This window comes from Cryobacterium sp. N21 (assembly GCF_002929575.1).
Lineage (GTDB): Bacteria > Actinomycetota > Actinomycetes > Actinomycetales > Microbacteriaceae > Cryobacterium > Cryobacterium flavum.
Window position 1 is genome coordinate 459,216 of the sequence record NZ_PJJQ01000036.1, and the last position, 15,712, is coordinate 474,927.

Annotated in this window: 19 protein-coding genes and 2 pseudogenes; 11 read left to right on the forward strand and 10 right to left on the reverse strand. The window is 60.7% G+C overall.

Annotation, left to right across the window (positions count from 1 at the left end; translation table 11 throughout):
- Nucleotides 1–123: 123 nt before the first annotated feature.
- On the reverse strand, nucleotides 124–291 hold the full coding sequence (locus CXY77_RS20385; protein ID WP_174775002.1) for a hypothetical protein: 168 nt from the start codon (nucleotides 289–291) through the stop codon (nucleotides 124–126).
- Nucleotides 292–725: 434 nt separating this feature from the next.
- Between CXY77_RS20385 and CXY77_RS18780 the strand changes: the two genes are divergently transcribed.
- The gene (locus CXY77_RS18780; RefSeq protein ID WP_092342163.1) at nucleotides 726–956 is read left to right on the forward strand and encodes a three-helix bundle dimerization domain-containing protein; all 231 of its coding nucleotides are present in this window, start codon (nucleotides 726–728) and stop codon (nucleotides 954–956) included.
- A 47-nt stretch (nucleotides 957–1,003) separates the two neighbouring features.
- Here the strand turns inward: CXY77_RS18780 and CXY77_RS18785 are convergent, their stop codons facing one another.
- Together CXY77_RS18785 and CXY77_RS18790 are read right to left on the reverse strand one after the other, a co-directional pair.
- Nucleotides 1,004–1,444, reverse strand: a complete 441-nt coding sequence (locus tag CXY77_RS18785) for a hypothetical protein (RefSeq protein WP_104130717.1) — start codon at nucleotides 1,442–1,444, stop codon at nucleotides 1,004–1,006.
- 127 nt (nucleotides 1,445–1,571) lie between these two features.
- A complete protein-coding gene (locus CXY77_RS18790; RefSeq protein ID WP_092342159.1) occupies nucleotides 1,572–2,345 on the reverse strand; it encodes a ParA family protein in 774 nt (257 codons plus the stop codon).
- 511 nt (nucleotides 2,346–2,856) lie between these two features.
- Here CXY77_RS18790 and CXY77_RS18795 point away from each other — a divergent pair.
- A complete protein-coding gene (locus CXY77_RS18795; RefSeq protein WP_092342157.1) occupies nucleotides 2,857–3,345 on the forward strand; it encodes a hypothetical protein in 489 nt (162 codons plus the stop codon).
- A gap of 25 nt (nucleotides 3,346–3,370) precedes the next feature.
- On the opposite strand, the gene CXY77_RS18800 is transcribed toward CXY77_RS18795, so the two are convergent.
- A complete protein-coding gene (locus CXY77_RS18800) occupies nucleotides 3,371–4,015 on the reverse strand; it encodes a class I SAM-dependent methyltransferase (protein WP_092342155.1) in 645 nt (214 codons plus the stop codon).
- 304 nt (nucleotides 4,016–4,319) lie between these two features.
- Between CXY77_RS18800 and CXY77_RS18805 the strand changes: the two genes are divergently transcribed.
- The 4 genes from CXY77_RS18805 to CXY77_RS18815 all read left to right on the forward strand — a co-directional run bounded on the left by CXY77_RS18805 (nucleotide 4,320) and on the right by CXY77_RS18815 (nucleotide 6,561).
- Nucleotides 4,320–4,811, forward strand: coding sequence for a GNAT family N-acetyltransferase (locus CXY77_RS18805; RefSeq protein WP_158252887.1), 492 nt, complete (start codon nucleotides 4,320–4,322; stop codon nucleotides 4,809–4,811).
- A gap of 96 nt (nucleotides 4,812–4,907) precedes the next feature.
- Nucleotides 4,908–5,453 (forward strand): GNAT family N-acetyltransferase, encoded by a 546-nt coding sequence (locus tag CXY77_RS18810; protein WP_104130718.1) that lies wholly within the window; start codon nucleotides 4,908–4,910, stop codon nucleotides 5,451–5,453.
- A 78-nt stretch (nucleotides 5,454–5,531) separates the two neighbouring features.
- Nucleotides 5,532–5,708 (forward strand): hypothetical protein, encoded by a 177-nt coding sequence (locus tag CXY77_RS20250; RefSeq protein WP_158252888.1) that lies wholly within the window; start codon nucleotides 5,532–5,534, stop codon nucleotides 5,706–5,708.
- 25 nt (nucleotides 5,709–5,733) lie between these two features.
- A complete protein-coding gene (locus CXY77_RS18815; protein ID WP_199181953.1) occupies nucleotides 5,734–6,561 on the forward strand; it encodes an SDR family oxidoreductase in 828 nt (275 codons plus the stop codon).
- Between the two features lie 215 nt (nucleotides 6,562–6,776).
- On the opposite strand, the gene CXY77_RS18820 is transcribed toward CXY77_RS18815, so the two are convergent.
- Both CXY77_RS18820 and CXY77_RS18825 read right to left on the reverse strand, forming a co-directional pair.
- Nucleotides 6,777–8,144: an NAD-dependent succinate-semialdehyde dehydrogenase gene (locus tag CXY77_RS18820; RefSeq protein WP_092342149.1), complete on the reverse strand. Its 1,368-nt coding sequence runs from the start codon at nucleotides 8,142–8,144 to the stop codon at nucleotides 6,777–6,779.
- Nucleotides 8,145–8,157: 13 nt separating this feature from the next.
- On the reverse strand, nucleotides 8,158–8,403 hold the full coding sequence (locus tag CXY77_RS18825; RefSeq protein WP_104130719.1) for a transposase: 246 nt from the start codon (nucleotides 8,401–8,403) through the stop codon (nucleotides 8,158–8,160).
- A 16-nt stretch (nucleotides 8,404–8,419) separates the two neighbouring features.
- On the opposite strand from CXY77_RS18825, the pseudogene CXY77_RS18830 reads away from it, so the two are divergent.
- Nucleotides 8,420–9,087 (forward strand): annotated as a pseudogene (locus tag CXY77_RS18830) (recombinase family protein).
- A 238-nt stretch (nucleotides 9,088–9,325) separates the two neighbouring features.
- On the forward strand, nucleotides 9,326–9,469 hold the full coding sequence (locus CXY77_RS20390) for a GPGG-motif small membrane protein (RefSeq protein ID WP_166789862.1): 144 nt from the start codon (nucleotides 9,326–9,328) through the stop codon (nucleotides 9,467–9,469).
- 533 nt (nucleotides 9,470–10,002) lie between these two features.
- On the opposite strand, the gene CXY77_RS18840 is transcribed toward CXY77_RS20390, so the two are convergent.
- Together CXY77_RS18840 and CXY77_RS18845 are read right to left on the reverse strand one after the other, a co-directional pair.
- On the reverse strand, nucleotides 10,003–10,326 hold the full coding sequence (locus CXY77_RS18840) for a low temperature requirement protein A (protein ID WP_104090210.1): 324 nt from the start codon (nucleotides 10,324–10,326) through the stop codon (nucleotides 10,003–10,005).
- Between the two features lie 139 nt (nucleotides 10,327–10,465).
- On the reverse strand, nucleotides 10,466–10,651 hold the full coding sequence (locus CXY77_RS18845; protein ID WP_092342139.1) for a hypothetical protein: 186 nt from the start codon (nucleotides 10,649–10,651) through the stop codon (nucleotides 10,466–10,468).
- A 192-nt stretch (nucleotides 10,652–10,843) separates the two neighbouring features.
- Between CXY77_RS18845 and CXY77_RS18850 the strand changes: the two genes are divergently transcribed.
- Entirely contained in the window at nucleotides 10,844–11,956 is a 1,113-nt protein-coding gene (locus tag CXY77_RS18850; protein ID WP_104130720.1) for an aromatic acid exporter family protein, read from the forward strand.
- A gap of 800 nt (nucleotides 11,957–12,756) precedes the next feature.
- On the opposite strand, the pseudogene CXY77_RS18855 reads toward CXY77_RS18850, so the two are convergent.
- Nucleotides 12,757–13,110: pseudogene (locus tag CXY77_RS18855) on the reverse strand (transposase); the annotation flags it as partial.
- Between the two features lie 136 nt (nucleotides 13,111–13,246).
- Nucleotides 13,247–13,786: a hypothetical protein gene (locus tag CXY77_RS18860; protein ID WP_104130721.1), complete on the reverse strand. Its 540-nt coding sequence runs from the start codon at nucleotides 13,784–13,786 to the stop codon at nucleotides 13,247–13,249.
- Between the two features lie 176 nt (nucleotides 13,787–13,962).
- Here CXY77_RS18860 and CXY77_RS18865 point away from each other — a divergent pair, with 176 nt between their 5' ends.
- Together CXY77_RS18865 and CXY77_RS18870 are read left to right on the forward strand one after the other, a co-directional pair.
- Nucleotides 13,963–15,105 carry a glutathione-independent formaldehyde dehydrogenase gene (locus CXY77_RS18865; RefSeq protein WP_104130722.1) on the forward strand — a complete coding sequence of 381 codons (1,143 nt, stop codon included), beginning with the start codon at nucleotides 13,963–13,965 and terminating at the stop codon, nucleotides 15,103–15,105.
- A 164-nt stretch (nucleotides 15,106–15,269) separates the two neighbouring features.
- A complete protein-coding gene (locus CXY77_RS18870; protein WP_158252889.1) occupies nucleotides 15,270–15,395 on the forward strand; it encodes a helix-turn-helix domain-containing protein in 126 nt (41 codons plus the stop codon).
- Nucleotides 15,396–15,712: the final 317 nt, after the last annotated feature.

Consider the following 15,712-nt stretch of genomic DNA (forward strand, 5'->3'; position numbering starts at 1 on the left):
TGATCGCGCCTGTATGAACTCCGGGGCCGAGGCGCTGGTGTCAGCCCTTCTGCTGATACTGAGTGCAGAAGCCCGTCGACCCAGCAGCGTGTCGCGTTTCGATTCCACTGGCCAGTCCAGCCGCTACTCGTCAATGACCAACAGCGTGAAGGCCGAATATTCACACAGGAACGTGCCGGCGCAGCCAGGAGTGTTGTGGGCTGCGACCCAGGCTTTCTCGAAGTCGGGCATCCCGACGCCATTCGCGCCGATGCGGTGCAAGCTGTTAACGCGATTGAAAATCGTCAGCAATGAATATAGTAACGCGGAGGTTTTCTAAGAGTCAACGTGCACTCTTGACGACATTCGGGCGGTCTTTTAGAATTTCGGCCGTGCTTGATCTCGGAAATTCGCCGGGTCGCGATGGCCGTTCGCGGTGAGATTTGACGCACGCACGTTTATTCAACGTTTATTGCCTCGAAACAGGCCGAAGTCAGTCCTGCTATTTCGAGAGAACGGAGGCCTCTAGACCGAAGAAGTCCTCGTCAGGTCGAGAATACTCGAGCTGCGCGCGGTCGGTACGAGCCAGACCATAGCCTGGCTATCGGTGGAGCCGTAGGGCGATCACCCTTGGAGTAGATTGCACCCCCTGGGGCCGCAGGCTATTCAACGCCATTGAGGTTCTTCACCCCTTTTAGGGGATGGATCTGGTTCGAATCGACACGGAAAGACGGTCACAATGAGATATGGACTCAAAGCAGGAGAAGAATGCGGTCGACGATGTGGTGCGTCGGCTCGAGGTCAGGTACGCCGATCTTCCGACAGGTCGGGTCAAATCCGTCGTGTCGGCGTGCCACGCCTCGCTCGACGATAAGCCCATCCGGGACTTCATTCCCGTGCTCGTGGAACACGCAGCGCGGTCCCAGCTGCGCGCCGAACGACGCCCAGCGCCATACACAGCCCCGCACGTGGCGTAATGTCAGGGTGAGCGACCGCGGTTCGCGGCTAAGAAATCCTCAGCGATTCATCGGGTGCAGTTCACCCGCGGATTACCTTGATCGCCGAGGATATGGTCCTGTTCTCGATGACAGGAACCGTTCGTCCCGCTGAAGCCCCGCGGATGTCCGCGTTGCTCGGTCAGAGTCTGCGCCGCAACTTTTGTGGGACGGACCGGCGCTGGTGTCGGCAGGGCCGGACGGTTCGATTTTTTTATGGTCGAGGCCTGTTCCCGGGCTGTTTCTGTGGCGGCGGCAATCTTGCCTGCTGCTTTTTCCTGTTTCGTCGCTAACTTCTGCGTCTGCTTCGACAAGGCCTGCGCCTCTTTGCGCAACTTCGCGCTGGCGTGGGCGACGGCTTCGCGGGCGGCCTGCACCGATTTCTCGGCGCGTACTAAGGCCTTCTTGGCTTGCTTCTGCATGCTGTTGGTCGAAACGGACGTTGTTTTGTTCTTCTCAGTCTGGGCCATCTCCGCACCTCCCCTAGGTCGCGGCAGTCCGCCGTTTCTCCACAATGCTGATTACACGGCGATGTGCACGGCGATTCATACATTCGGCGCTGCACGAGAGCATCTCGATGCGCGCTTGGCTGTGATGTTAGCGCGCACGCAATTTTGACGGTGCTGCCCGTTTGACCTTGGACGAGGTGCGAACATACTCCCAAAGTTCCGCGAACACGCGGGCCGCCTCGGTGTCGGGAGCGTACGATCCGACCGGGGCGCGCTCTGAACCCATCCGCTCGATCACAACGGTCGCGGGGACCACGAGGTCGATCACCTGCGGATATTCACGCGGCAGAGTCTCGGCAGCAGCGCGGTGCGAAAGTTTGCGGCGGTCCACCATCGACAGGAATGCAAAGACCTTGGGGGGACTGTCGGAATCCGCGATGATCTCGTTGACTTGGGCCAGTGACCGAAGCGAGAGCGGCGACGGAACGAGGGGCAAAACGACGAGGTCGGCGGCGTGCAGCGCGTTCTCGGCGACACGGGATTCCCCGGGCGGGCAGTCCAGGATCACGACGTCATATTCTCTTGCGACCGATTCAAGCGCCTTGGCAATACGGTGCGTGGACTTCTTCGCCGCGTCCAGGACCAGATCCAAATCTCGGTAAGTTTCGTCTGCTGGCAGTACGGCGAGATTTTCGTAGACGGTAGATCGGATCGCGGCATCCATCTCGGTCTTCCCTCGAATGAGGGAGTTCACGCCGCCCTTGACCCTCGGCTTTACATTGAGCACATAGGTTGAGGCACCCTGCGGGTCGAGATCCCAGAGCAGTACCCGGCACTCCCGAGACGCCTCCCAGGCCAGATTGACGGCTGCCGTTGTTTTGCCGACCCCGCCCTTGGTGCTGTACACCGCAACCGTCTTCATGCCCCCATCCTAGGAGCACGCGGCATTGGGGGCCGTCGCCGCAGCTGCCCGCGGCCGATATGGTGCTGCGTCGGAGATCCTCGACCGGATCGACGAGCTGGTGCCCTTGGCGTCACGACCAACCCCGCGACAACAGCTACGGGGCCAGCGGGAGCAACTGCTCTGAAATGGTCTGCGCGGCTCTTTTGCCTGCGGGCATCCGGTTCTACAGTCTTGGTAGACAACCTCTATTACGCGCTGTCTCTCGTTGCGATGGCACGACGTTCAGTCCTTTCAGGTTCTTGTTGCCGAACGTCTCAAAGGCCGCACCATGTTTGAATGCATTCTGGCCGCCACGGCCCGCAGCTACTTCTTCTTGCGCCGGCTACGAGAACTTCGCGGTCCATGGCGGTGACCTCGGCGCCACCATCTCCCCAGAAATCGTCCGCGTTGCACCCGACCGGGTGATCGGCGTTCACGTCAGCGAAGCATTAGCTTCCCGGGCCAGATCGTCAACACGGCGCGGAATGCGATGAGCCAGCTTGACCAGGACTGGCTGAAGCGCGTCGGCACGTTCATGAACGACGAGTGCGGCTACATCGCCATCCAATCAACCCGGCCCGGTCTCCTCGGCATAGCCCTAACCGACTCACCAGTTGCGCAGTTGGCCTGGATGTTCGACAAATTCCGGGCTTGGACCTGGCCGGTCGAGAAGCTGCCCGATGAGATCCTCGGACGCGAGTGGATCCTGGCAAACGCCTCGCTGTACTGGTTCACCGGTAGTGGGGGCTCGTCCGCGTACGTCGGCTACGCCCAGAACTCTTGGGGTGCCGCGCCAGCGAACTCCGGAGTCCCGACAGCTGCGATCCAATTCGCTCACGATGTCGGCATCGCTCAGAATAGATTTAAGCCTACACAATCGTGCGCTGGACCGACATCGAAGACCGCGGCGGCCGCTTCGCCGCCCTCGAAGAGCCAGAACTCCTCATCGACGACCTCCGATATTTCCTGCGCGTACTGACTCAGCGGCCTAAGAACGTTATAAATTAACGTTTGCGTGCCAGGAGGAAGGCTTGGGGAGTTTTCTCCGATTGGTCCGGTGCGCGTACGAGCTGACTCTGCACGGCCAGTCCCGCCGCGGCCAACAGGTCGACGATGCGATCAGGCGGCAACCGATACGCCATGAGATCGATGTCGTGGCCATAAGCGTGCGCTAGGTGCCGTGGCTCGTCGCCGGCTTGGAACGCGAGCAGCAGGTACCCGCCGGCGACGAGTACGCGAGCAAATTCGGCGAACACCAGAGGCAGTCGTTCTGGCGGCGTGTGAATGATTGAGTACCACGCAACAATGCCGCCTAGAGTGTCGTCGGCGAGATCGAGCGCTTCCATCGTTCCCTCTAAGAACTGAAGCGAGGGGTGAGCCTGTCGCGCGACCGCGATCATTTCCGGCGAGAGGTCAATCCCAAACACCTGAAGACCGAGATCGTGAAGATGCGCCGTTATCCGACCGGGGCCACACCCGATGTCGGCAACAGACCCGTTTCCGTCGGCCTGGACGAGTTCAGCAAAGGCCGCGAGCTGGGCGCGATCATGGGGCTTGCCCGCCAGCTCGTCTCGGAGCAGTTCGTCGTAGTCCACCGCAACGGTGTCGTATGCCGCGCGGGCAGCGCTCGTGTCGTCAGGCTCGATCATGCTCTGAAGCCTATGGGCGGGTCCGGGTCAGCGGCTTCGATACGCTGGCGTAATGGCAAGTCTGGAATGGAAACTGTAGTGGGCGTCACCGCGTGCGGCGCCTATCGCTTGCCCCCATCTGGCCGGAAATCCCTCCCGGATGGGCCGCACGCATACGACCACCCGTCGCTTCAGGTGGGTTGGCCGCAAACCTCGTTCAGATTGCTGGCCGCGCCTCCCTGCAATTTGCGGCGCGCGCTTTGGAAGCTGCCCGTGCGGCACTGTTCACCGGCCTGGATCACGTTCTCCGCCTATCGTTGTAGCCATGAACCGCTCCGGAGCGCCAACGACCGTTCGGCCCGCAACGGGGCATGACTTGGTCGCCTTGGTACTGCTGGAGCTCGGTATTCAGAAGATGCATGCGGCTGGCCGACCGGACTTGTTCGTCGAACCATCCGGCGACGCATTGCACGATTTCTTTCGCGCCCGCTTTTCAGATGGCAGTCATATCCTCCTCGCAGAAACGGATGCCCATGTCGCGGTCGGCTATCTCCTCGCCGAACACGCCACTCGTGCTGCCAACCCGTTCAAGGTGGCTTCCTCAATCCTGTACATCCACCACATCGCTGTCGAGTTGGAGCAACAATCCTCCGGTGTAGGTCGACAGCTCATGCACGCTGCCGTGAAACTCGCTGGCGAATTGGCCGTTACGACGCTCCGCCTTGATTCTTGGCAATTCAACACGCACGCTCATGGATTCTTCGAGGCAGAGGGGTTCACCCCGGTCAATATCGTTTTCGAGAAGCTGCTTCAGTAGATCGTGAGTAAGCCTTAAAGGCGTTGTTCCGAGGCACCGCTCGCTGTGCGTAGGAGCTTCGTCTGCCGCCTGATGTCTAGCCGATAGGCTCGTTCCATGGAAATTGACCTGGTCCCCATGAATCTGCCGGGGGACCGGGATGAGCTGATTCGCTTCCTGACAGGAAACGATTTTCCGTTCCACGGCGGCGGCAGACTGACTATTGGCGAGGTCGAGGATCGAATTTCTGGGGGACGCTTCGAGGGGCCGGACCACGCCGGTTTCTGGATCAACGTCGACACGCTGGGCCGCGTCGGATACGCGGTTCTCGATGACCTGACCGACGGAGCGCCGCTGTTCGATCTGCGTCTGGCAGCCAAATATCGCCGGCGCAGCCTCGGGTCGCCGGTCCTCAACGCGCTGACGACTCACGTCTTCTCGTCGATGCCCGAGGTCAATCGATTCGAGGGAAACACCCGCTCCGACAACATCGCGATGCGAAGGACCTTCATACGTGCCGGCTTTATTCAGGAAGCTTGCTACCGCGACGGGTGGCCGGTTGCGGGTCGCGTCCCCATGGCCTCCTTCGGCTACGCAATTTTGCGACGGGATTGGGAGTCGGGAACGACGACCCCGCTCGAGTGGGATGACATCAGCGCCTGACGCCTCAGGTACTGCGATGTCGAACAGACCGCAAACGGGTTCCTAAATCGGCGGCATGGTCAACCGATAGTGTGGAAAATGGACAAGTTCAAACTCAGTACCGATCGGCTGATTTTGCAGGCGCCGACACTGGCTGATGTCAATGTCATCACCGCCGCCTGCCAGGATCCGGAACTTCAGCGCCGCGTGCCGATACCCGTTCCTTACGGAGTGGTTGCCATCCGTGATTCCAGGCGGCCATGTCGGCGGCCGTGAAATCCACCGCTTTCGACCGTGCCTGATGTACCTGAACAGTCTGAATCTCAACAACCGACGCGGAATCATCACGGGCGCCGGGCAGGGCATTGGTCGGGCACTTGCGCTCGAATTCGGACGACGAGGAGGACATCTCCTTTTAGTTGGGCGCCAGCTCGCTACATTGACCGAAACCGCACGTCTCGTTGCCGCCGAAGGCGGAACCACCGAGATCCTCGTCGAGGACCTCACTCAGAGCGGCGCTGTTGAACGAATCGCACACGCAGTCGCTTCGTGGAGCACCGTCGACCTCCTCGTCAATAACGCCGGGAATGTGTGGGCGGGCCGGCTCGAATTGACCAGCAATGCGGACGTCCACTCGATGATCGATCTGAACCTCACCGCCCCGATTCTGTTGACCAAGACCTTGCTTCCCGCGCTTCGACAGAGCGCGACGGAGAGCGGGAGCATCATTTTGAACATTTCCAGCGGAATTGCGCTCGTGGGGATGCCGTTCTATTCGGTCTGTGCGGCAACGAAATCGGGTATTTCACAGTTCGGCGAGTCACTCCGCCGCGAGTTGACCGGAACGGGCGTACATGTTGCGACCGTGTACCCCGGCGCTACCGACACCGCGATGATGACCTCGCAGACCGCCGGCGCCGAACTCGGTTGGGGACGCCGACCACTCGACGACGTCATCACCGACCTGATAACTGCCCTCGAGGCCGGCGAGCACGAAATCAACACGGCACCAGAAGGTCGTCGCGAGATGCAACAACTCAACATCACCGACCCGATGGCCGTGGATGCCGCCCTCGCACCAGGCCTCGAATCCCTGGAACTCGCGGTCCGCGACCACCGCAGCATCTAGCACCACAGAACACAGCAGACACCATCTCGCGCGGCTCACGCATCAATGTTGCCTAGATATGCAGTTTGGCCCAGAAGGTGGAGAGATTCTCTTCGAGTACGAAGACGGCAGCATTGTACGGACTCACTAGCTGAAGGGTCGCGTTTGGGTCGGCACACGGCACGATCGGCAACTGAACGGTCTTTACCGCGTCGGCTGAGGATTTCGTCTATGTGTCAGCCGATGCGAATGAGTTTCTTGTTCACGAACTCGCTGGCACCGAAGCGTCCGAGTTCGCGCCCGAAGCCGCTTCTTTTCACTCCGCCGAACGGTAGCTCTGCGCTGCCGGCATCGACGAGGTTGACGAAGACCATGCCAGCTTCGATGCGGTCGGCGACCCGAAGGGCCTGCTCGGGATCGGTCGTGAACAGATAGGAGCCCAGCCCAAAGGGAGTGTCGTTTGCGAGGGCGACAGCTTCATTTTCTGAGGCTGCCCGGTAGACGAACGCTACGGGGCCGAAGAACTCCTCGTGGTAGGTGTCGTTGTCTCGCGTGACGTCGGTGAGCACAGCCGATGGGTAGAAGGTGCCAGACCGTTTGCCCGTGGTCGCCAGGGTCGCTCCCTGCGCGACTGCGCGCTCGACCTGCTCCTCGAGATGCTCCGCCGCGGCGAGGGACGAAATGGGTCCGTAGTCTGCCCCGGGGACGGTCGGATCGCTGGGAGAGCACGCCAGGATAGCGGCGGTGAACTTCTCCGTGAACTCATCGTAAAGTCCATCGATCACGATGAATCGTTTGGCGGCGTCGCAGGCCTGTCCGCCATTGCGGAGGCGACCGGCGACGGCGGCATCCACTGCGGCGGCCATGTCGTCGGTGCTCAGCAAAATGAACGGGTCTGACCCGCCCAGCTCCAGCACGACCTTCTTGAGGTGGCGACCGGCGACCTCGGCAACGGCCGCGCCGGCGCCCTCCGAACCGGTGAGGGAGACGCCCTGTACCCGCGGGTCGGCGATGATCGTGGCGACCTGCTCGCTGTCCGCGTACACATTGGTATAGGCGCCGACCGGGAAGCCTGCGTCGTGAAAGATTTGCTCAATCGCCGCGGCCGACTCCGGGCACTGCGACGCATGCTTGAGGATGATCGTGTTGCCCGTCATGAGGTTCGGTGCAGCGAAGCGCGCAACCTGGTAATACGGGAAATTCCACGGCATGACGCCAATGAGCACACCCACAGAACTGGAGCGCATGAACGCGGAACCCTCTCCGCCGAGCAGGGTGATTGGTTCGTCCTTCAGAAATTCCTGCGCGTTGTCGGCGTAGTACCGGTAAATGTTGGCGGCATAGTCGACCTCGCCGAGCGCTTGATCGACGGGCTTGCCCATCTCGCGCACGATTACGGCCGCCAGTTGATCGCGGCGTTCCTCATGCAATTCACCGACCTTCCGCAGGAGTGCGGCTCGCTCGTCGACGGAAGAGTTCCGAGACCAGCCGTAGTGAGCCTCATCCGCCGTTGCGATGACCTGCTCGAGTTCATCACTCGAAATCTGGGGGTACGTCTTGATAGTCTCACCTGTGGCGGGGTTGATCACGGCGTGGTGGCTCACGAGCCACCTCCTTTCACGGTCGAACTCTGTGCCGGAAATTGTCACGTACTACGAGCCAATCATGTTCGCTGAATTTGTCAAGGCGAATCAAACCAGCGGTGTCGTTACGGGCCTTGAATGCGCTGACCCACCGGCCCGGCGATGCCTCGTTGATGCCGAGTTCGCGGGCCACGGTCGCTATCGCCCTGCCGGTGTTGATCACGAGCTTTACGGCCTCGTCTTTGTACCCAGGAGCGAACTCCCTGCGTGTCTTTCCCATGTGAACATTCTCTCTTGTGAGGTGTCCACTCAATGGGGGGCAGGGCCAACTGATCGGCTACGCGCGCGTCTCGACGCGTCAGCAATCCACCGACCGACAGCAAGTCGATATCCTCGCCGCTGGCGTCCGGCGTGATGACGTCTACGTCGACCATGAGATCTCAGGAGCTCGCACATCGCGGCCCTGCTTCGATCGCGCGCTTGACGCCCTCGAGGCGGGCGACACTCTCGTCATCACGGCTCTGGACCGGCTCGGGCGATCGACGCAGAACATGCTCGCTTTCGCCGAAGAGCTCCGCGCCCGCGGTGCCGGCCTGAGGGTGCTCAACCTGGGCGGCGACGACGTCGACACCGCGACACCGCGACACCGATGGGGTCCATGCTGTTCACGATCATGGCGGCGCCCGGTCAAATGGATCACGAAATCAAGCGAGAGCGCGTAGTCGACTCGATCATCAAGCGCCGCGCCGCCGGAAAAAATCTGGGCGGGCGACCGAGACTCATTACCGACAGTGAAATCCGAAACGCCCACCGGCTCATAAACGGTGGAGAGACAGCGGCGCAGGTCGCGCTCGATCTTAGAATGTCCGGAGCGACCTTCTACCGCCGGGCGCGCGTCCTCGGGTTACTGCCAGATCAACCTGCTGACGAGACTCTGGGACGTGACGACGCCACCAAGCGCTAGCCGTTAGGTCACGTCCCGCACGATGTTAAGAAACTCCACCACTCAGCGGGACGTGACCGTGCCTGGGTTCTCTTGGTCGTTTCGCATGGCCGCGAACAGATGATGACAGAGTCTCACCTCCACGACATTCTGGAAAAACACAGTGGTCAGAGATCGAGCGGGGGTACGTTCGCTTTAACAGATCGAAAACCGCTGTGGGCGTACGGCCCGTCGGCGCTGAATGAAATGGAGCAGCACCATGGCAACAATTCTCTGGATCATTGCGGTAGTCCTTGTTATTGCAGGCATTGTCGCGCTATTTCGACGCCAGATTCTCTGGGGTATTGTGCTCATCGTCGTGGGACTGTTGGTTGGTCCAGGTGGCGTGAGTGTCTTCACTTGAGACTGCGGATCGAGTAGCCGTTTCGGGGCGTGGCGGAGCTCCGGAACGGTTTCGGCGTGAATGATCCACTGACGCTCTTCGTTGTCTGAGGGCTGCATGACGTCGAGGAGGTCGTAGCTTTTCCTGATACTTGCGATCGTCTCGCGGATTGGACCGGCATGGACGGGTCTAACCGAGCCTTCACCAAACCCGGGGCTCGACAAAGCCAGATGGACGCGCGGGTGGGCTGGACTGCTCTCGCGAGTGCGGTTCCTATGCTTCACCCTTTTCTTGTCGGCTGCGGAGCTCAGCACAATCCCCGCGATGATGATCGCGTACACATACGTATAGGCGAGTCGGGCGAGTCAGCCGGGCTTCGATACCGACGCGATGGCCCTGCTCCCGACGCGCTCGCCGTGATCCAAGTACAGCCACCTCATGGTGACGGCGGTGACGAAGGCGACGAGCAGGCCGAGGACGCCGTCACGTCATATGTCCTGGTCGATGAATGCGAAACCGGTGAAGAGGAAGGACTCCCCGAGGGCGAGGATTACTCATAGGACGCTCCGCTCGGCGATGTGGGCGCCGGAGATGTCCCAGTCGTCTGCGGTGGATTTTCCCAGACCGGGCGCGCGGACACTTAGGCTGGCGGAGAGGTATTCGGTGGCCAGGGCGATGCCCCAGAGCGGTAGTCGCCATTCGAGCGAACGAAGGGCGCCGATACTCCATAAGTTCCCGGCGACCGGGATCCAGACGAATATCCGCAGGTGGGTGTGATGCAGCGCCCTGTCGTGCCGGGCGACCGCCAGCAACACGAACCCGGTGCGTTCGAGCTGCAAGGTGACATAGGAGACGGTTAAGACCAGCGCCCCGGTCACCGAACGACTCGTAGATGGACGGACTCATCACGAGGCCGATGATCGCGCCGCGTACGGGCAATCGCACCGGGTCGAGCCAGTTGGTCGCCCAGGTCGTGTAGATCCAAATCCACCAGAAGCGAGCTCGAGCACGGCGGATTCAAGGGCAACCGATCAACGACTGGTTGTCAAAGAGATGCCGGGAGAGCTGGGTCAGCGCGAGGATGGAGATGAGGTCGAAGAAAATCTCGATGTAGGCGACAGAGTGCGCACTCTGAATCGTCGGGCCGTAGGAGGTTCCGACGGATGCCGAAAGCTGCGGGGCCGTTTCTTTCGGTGCGGTCACGGGCTCATTCTCCCGTGCTGGGGGCGAGCTGAGCGGTGCGGTTCGAGAATTCGCAGATATTTGTTGTCAACCGACCTACAACGATGACCGGGCAACTCGAACGGAGTGCATTGCCGGGAAATTCTCCGGTTCGGTCAGTACCGTAACGAAGCAACATACGCCCGGTGGGCACCGTGATTGAATGGAACTATAATGACAGGCACCACGCTGGCATCAGTTACACACACGGCGTGGCAGCTGAAATCGCAGATAACCAGGTCGCGCATGTTGCAGGCCGGCAAAGCCGCAGTAGCCGTCGGCATTTCATGGTCAATCGCTCCGCACTTGCCCGGGGTCGCCGACAATTACCCCTACTACGCACCGCTCGGCGCCCTTGTGAGCATGTATCCCACGCTCATGGGTTCGGTTCGGAATGCTCTGCAGACCCTCGGCAGTCTCGCAGTCGGAATCGTGCTCGCCGCGGCTGTGCTCGTTCTCAGCCAGCCGAACGTGGTGACGATTTCGGTCGCCGTCGGCATTGGCGCGCTGATCGCCGCGACAGGGTGGTTCGGCAACAACCGCGAATACATACCGGTGACGGTTTTATTCGTGCTGATAGTGGGCGGCCCCGACGCGGACTCCTACTCCATTGGCTACATCGTGCAAATCAGCCTCGGCATCGTCATCGGGCTCCTGGTCAACATGTTGGTCTTTCCCGCGCTAAACCTCAATGGCGTGGGCCAGAAGCTCTCGAACTATCGCTCAGCGCTGGCCGATCACCTATCCGAGGTCGCCGAAGCCCTCGCCGAGCACTGGCCACCGGAGCGGGACGGCTGGGCGTCGCGCAAAGACTCGCTCATCAACCTTTCCAGCGGGCTGCGAACTGCGCTGCAGCAGGCCGACGAAAGCCGCAAAGTCAATCCGCGGGCTCGAATCCACCGCCACCGAAACCTGAGCGCCGACTACGAGGACCTGGCCGCGCTCGAAACCATCGCCTTTCACGTGAGGGATCTCACGGAGGTATTGGCCGGGGCAGTGTGGGGCACCCCGATCAAGGTGGAACTGAGAGAGGACTTGCGCCCGTCGGTGAGCCTGGCCCTTGACGCGATGGCTGCGGCGCTGCGTGATTGGGATTCGGGAAATACGGATCTGACGGCGCACTCCGCCGCCGCGGATGCGCTTGCGTCCCTCATGGCCGAGCTTGACGACAGAAAGGACTCCACTCCGGCGACGTCGATGGGCGCCGCGATATCCATCGCGATGGATATCGCCCGGGCGCTCGCAGCCCTCCTCTCCCGCCTCGAAAGTCCGGCGACGGATGACTAGTTGCGATGCCCTGATGCCAGGACATTGTGACTTTCGCATCGTTGCCCCAGACCCACGTAGCGTCGCTGTTTCTCACCACGCTAAAGGAGCATTACATGAAAATTTTCGTCATCGTCGCCATTAGCTGCTGCTGGTCGTTGGTTTCATTCAGGCCTTGCAGTTCCTGCTCTGGGTAGGCGCCGTCCTCCTGGTCATCGCAGTCATCGCATGGGCTATCCGCAGCCGCTGACGCGTGCGACCGACATGGACGAGTGGGAGGACGAGGTGGCCGAAACCCCACGCGAAGAATTGCGGCGGACAAGACCCAGCTAAGGCCATCCGGAATAGCCCCGCGTGGGTTCGCATCTCGAAAAGGTATTTGGGCCCGAAGAGGTGGCCTCGATCGTGGTCAGTGGTCTCTCCTCAAGTCCCACTCCAGGTTCGACGAATTCATCCCTTCGTTAAGACGACTGCTGGAATTCGCCGAACCTTGATCAACGCAGATTGGGGAGCAGATTGAGAGTCAGGGGTAGCGCGCTCAATGTTTCATAAGGTAAGGGTGAGCGGAACAGGTTAACGTCGCATTGACGAGTCACAGGGTGGCTCGCCAGCTGCGTAGCAACGGAACAGCGGAGGACCTAAGCTGCCAGCACGACGGATACCGATGAGCAGGGTCGATCCCTACCGAAGCAACGAGGAACGGTCGGTATTGAGCGCGCTCAGCGCCTGCCGTTCGACATTTTCGGCCTGTCAGTGACTGGTCTGGTCATCATCTGCGAACTCGGTGAACCGGTTCCAGAAAACGTCAGGCCAACCATGACCATGACGCTGGCGACCATCTCTTGGCTGGCGCGCGGCACGATCGAGAGAATATTTCGCATTTGGTGCACGCGGCAGCGTTGCCAGCTGGCGCCTTGGAACACGGTGCCGATGGCCTTTTTCAATCCGGTGTGAACGTCGGAGATGACGAGTTTGACGCCGTCGAGGCCGCGGGTCTTCAACGACCGGAGGAAGCTGGTCCAGAACGCCTCGGTCTCGCTATCACCGACGTCGAAGCCGAGAACCTCGCGGCGCCCGTCGGCGGCCACGCCGATGGCGACGACCATAGCCTGGGAGATGACGCGGTGGTTGACGCGGGCCTTGCAATACGTGGCGTCGAGGAGCACGCAGGGGTATCCGGTCAGGTACTCAGGGCCTTCACAAGTCCCGGTCAGGGGTCGTGTTCCGGAACAGGAATGAGGGTCGTCAATCGGTAGGAAAGTGAACCTGCCCCCAATTTCCGCTGCGTTGTTCGGATCTAGCGGGCCACTGTCATCCGTTGAATTCAGCCACTGGATAGAACTTCGCCTCATCGGTCAGGGTAGCGACAAGATCCGATGCGCAATCAGCGTTCACGTAGGTCCACTCGGTGATCGCTTCAGAGGCAGATTTGATGACCACACTGAAACACGTGTAGATCGAAGATGGCCCAAAATAATTCTCTGAGTCGGCGAATCTGTCGCCGCCGGGGTTGCGTGTGCCAGAACTGATGAGGGCGTCGAAGATTACGCTGTTTGCGTTCTCTCGAACGTTTGAAAAGGCAAGGCCGCCAGTGGCGAGGCCGAGTAGGGCCGGATCAGCAGCACCATCCCAATAGGTGCCGGGGAGCGCGTCTGCGTCGCTCCTGAGGGCGTCCGCGAACGCACTGCTCTGCGTGCCTACGGCGCTGGCGAGGCCGTCACCGAGTGGATCTTTGAAGGGACGGGTATCGGCCCTCGCGACAAGCGACAGCTCGATATTCCGTGACGCTGTCTGCTTTCTCCTGATGCGCGCCTTTGGCCGAGTCGGGTTCTCTTGATCCGGCCAACGCACTGCCGGCCACCCCGTACGAACGCACAGTGGCGGGTCAAGCGCGATCGTGATAGACCAAAGCCATGCAGACTTTCCGCGCGGTCTAAGACTGTCCGGACAATCATCGATTGAACACCTCCGAAAGTGAAGACGGACCGTCCGTGTTCACGGTCATGAAATTCAGGGAGTGAAGAGAAATGAAGGCAGGCGTTTACAAGGGGCCCAACTCGGTCAAGGTTGAAGATGTTCCGGATGCCAAGATCGAACGTCCCACTGACGTTCTGGTACGCATTACGGCGACAAATATTTGCGGTTCAGATTTGCACATGTACGAGGGACGTACCGATTTCGAGGTGGGACGCACGTTTGGTCACGAGAACATGGGCGAGGTCATCGAGATCGGTAACGGCGTCGACGCCGTCAAGATCGGCGATCGGGTCGTGCTGCCGTTCAATATTTCCTGCGGGTTTTGCAAGAATTGCGAACGCGGTTTCACCAACTATTGCATGACCACTCAACCGGACCCGGTCGGCGCGGGCGCCGCTTACGGCTTCGCGGGAATGGGTCCGTATCCCGGCGGGCAGGCCCAAATGCTGCGTGTGCCCTACGGCGACAATAACTGCCTGCGCCTGGGTGAAGACGCCATAGAAAAGCAAAACGATTATGTGATGCTGTCGGACATCTTCCCTACCGGCTACCACGCTACCGAAATGGCCGGCGTTATCCCCGGTGACACAGTGGTGATTTACGGTGCGGGTCCGGTCGGGCTCATGGCCGCCCTATCTGCCACGATCAAGGGCGCGAGTAAAGTCTGGGTTGTGGACCGACGCCCGGACCGGCTGGCCCTCGCCGAGCAGATCGGTGCAATCGCCGTTGATGACTCAAAAACGGACCCGGTTCAGTTCGTACTGGACCAGACCAAGGGTATCGGCGCGGACCGTGGTTGTGAATGCGTGGGCTATCAGGCCCACGATCCACAGGGCACCGAAGATCCCGCTATGACTCTGAATCGGCTGATTCAGTCCGTGCGCATCACCGGGGGCATTGGCGTTGTCGGCGTCTTTCTGCCGGCAGATCCCGGCGGCTTCGACGAGAACGCCAAGCAGGGCAAGCTGGCCATTGACTATGGCCTGCAGTGGCTCAAGGGGCAAAGCATGGGCAGCGGCCAATGCCCGGTGAAGAAATACAACCGGCAATTGCGTGACCTGATTGCCGTGGGCAAGGCCAAGCCATCGTGGATCGTTTCCCACGAGATCCCCCTCAGCAAAGCCGTGGACGCCTACAAGAACTTCGGCGACCGCACGAAGGGTTGGACGAAGGTCATCCTCAAGCCCGAGTAGGCCACTGCTGAACGAACTCGCCGCGGCGCGGTCACCGCCCGACTCGACCATTGAGGCGGTGAATTCGACGTCTTCCAGTGTAGCTTTCGGAAGTATATGAGGGGTTATATCGACGAACTGGACGGCGTTGGCGTCAAGCAACGGGCGGGCGGATCCCTCTTCCTGTGGCAGAGGTATCTGGGCGGTACTTGTCCCTGGAGGAGCGACTGCGGATCGCGGACTTGCATTTGGGTGGCACCGGCGTGCGTGCGATCGCTGCTCTGGTGGGCCGTTTTGGACTGCTGCCCTGACCGAACCGCGGTACCAACAGAACATTGCCGCCGCCGCTTTGCAGGATGGCAAGCCGATCGGCATCGCAATGTCAGGACCCTCGCTCAGTGACACCGACGAGCCGTGGCAACTGTACGATATGTACTTCTATGCCGCCTTCCGGCTATCTCCCTGTGGGTTGCTGACCCGAATCCCCCGCGCAAGCCCTTTATCAAAAGCACGGAATTGTCGCGGACGGTACCCTGAGCTTCGAATGGTTCGGGTCCTTGATACCGTTGAGGCCCGATGGTGGCGCCAGAGATTTACTTCGCGACGCCCTCGCTGACGCCGAGTGCTG

Excerpts from the sequence above, each read along its gene's own strand:
- CXY77_RS20390 (WP_166789862.1), top strand. The coding sequence starts at position 9,326 with ATGGCAACAATTCTCTGGATCATTGCGGTAGTCCTTGTTATTGCAGGC.
- CXY77_RS18865 (WP_104130722.1), top strand. The coding sequence starts at position 13,963 with ATGAAGGCAGGCGTTTACAAGGGGCCCAACTCGGTCAAGGTTGAAGAT.
- CXY77_RS18795 (WP_092342157.1), top strand. The coding sequence starts at position 2,857 with ATGAGCCAGCTTGACCAGGACTGGCTGAAGCGCGTCGGCACGTTCATG.
- CXY77_RS18810 (WP_104130718.1), top strand. The coding sequence starts at position 4,908 with ATGGAAATTGACCTGGTCCCCATGAATCTGCCGGGGGACCGGGATGAG.
- CXY77_RS18805 (WP_158252887.1), top strand. The coding sequence starts at position 4,320 with ATGAACCGCTCCGGAGCGCCAACGACCGTTCGGCCCGCAACGGGGCAT.
- CXY77_RS20250 (WP_158252888.1), top strand. The coding sequence starts at position 5,532 with ATGGACAAGTTCAAACTCAGTACCGATCGGCTGATTTTGCAGGCGCCG.
- CXY77_RS18780 (WP_092342163.1), top strand. The coding sequence starts at position 726 with ATGGACTCAAAGCAGGAGAAGAATGCGGTCGACGATGTGGTGCGTCGG.
- CXY77_RS18815 (WP_199181953.1), top strand. The coding sequence starts at position 5,734 with ATGTACCTGAACAGTCTGAATCTCAACAACCGACGCGGAATCATCACG.
- CXY77_RS18790 (WP_092342159.1), bottom strand. The coding sequence starts at position 2,345 with ATGAAGACGGTTGCGGTGTACAGCACCAAGGGCGGGGTCGGCAAAACA.
- CXY77_RS18825 (WP_104130719.1), bottom strand. The coding sequence starts at position 8,403 with ATGGGAAAGACACGCAGGGAGTTCGCTCCTGGGTACAAAGACGAGGCC.
- CXY77_RS18850 (WP_104130720.1), top strand. The coding sequence starts at position 10,844 with ATGACAGGCACCACGCTGGCATCAGTTACACACACGGCGTGGCAGCTG.
- CXY77_RS18800 (WP_092342155.1), bottom strand. The coding sequence starts at position 4,015 with ATGATCGAGCCTGACGACACGAGCGCTGCCCGCGCGGCATACGACACC.
- CXY77_RS18785 (WP_104130717.1), bottom strand. The coding sequence starts at position 1,444 with ATGGCCCAGACTGAGAAGAACAAAACAACGTCCGTTTCGACCAACAGC.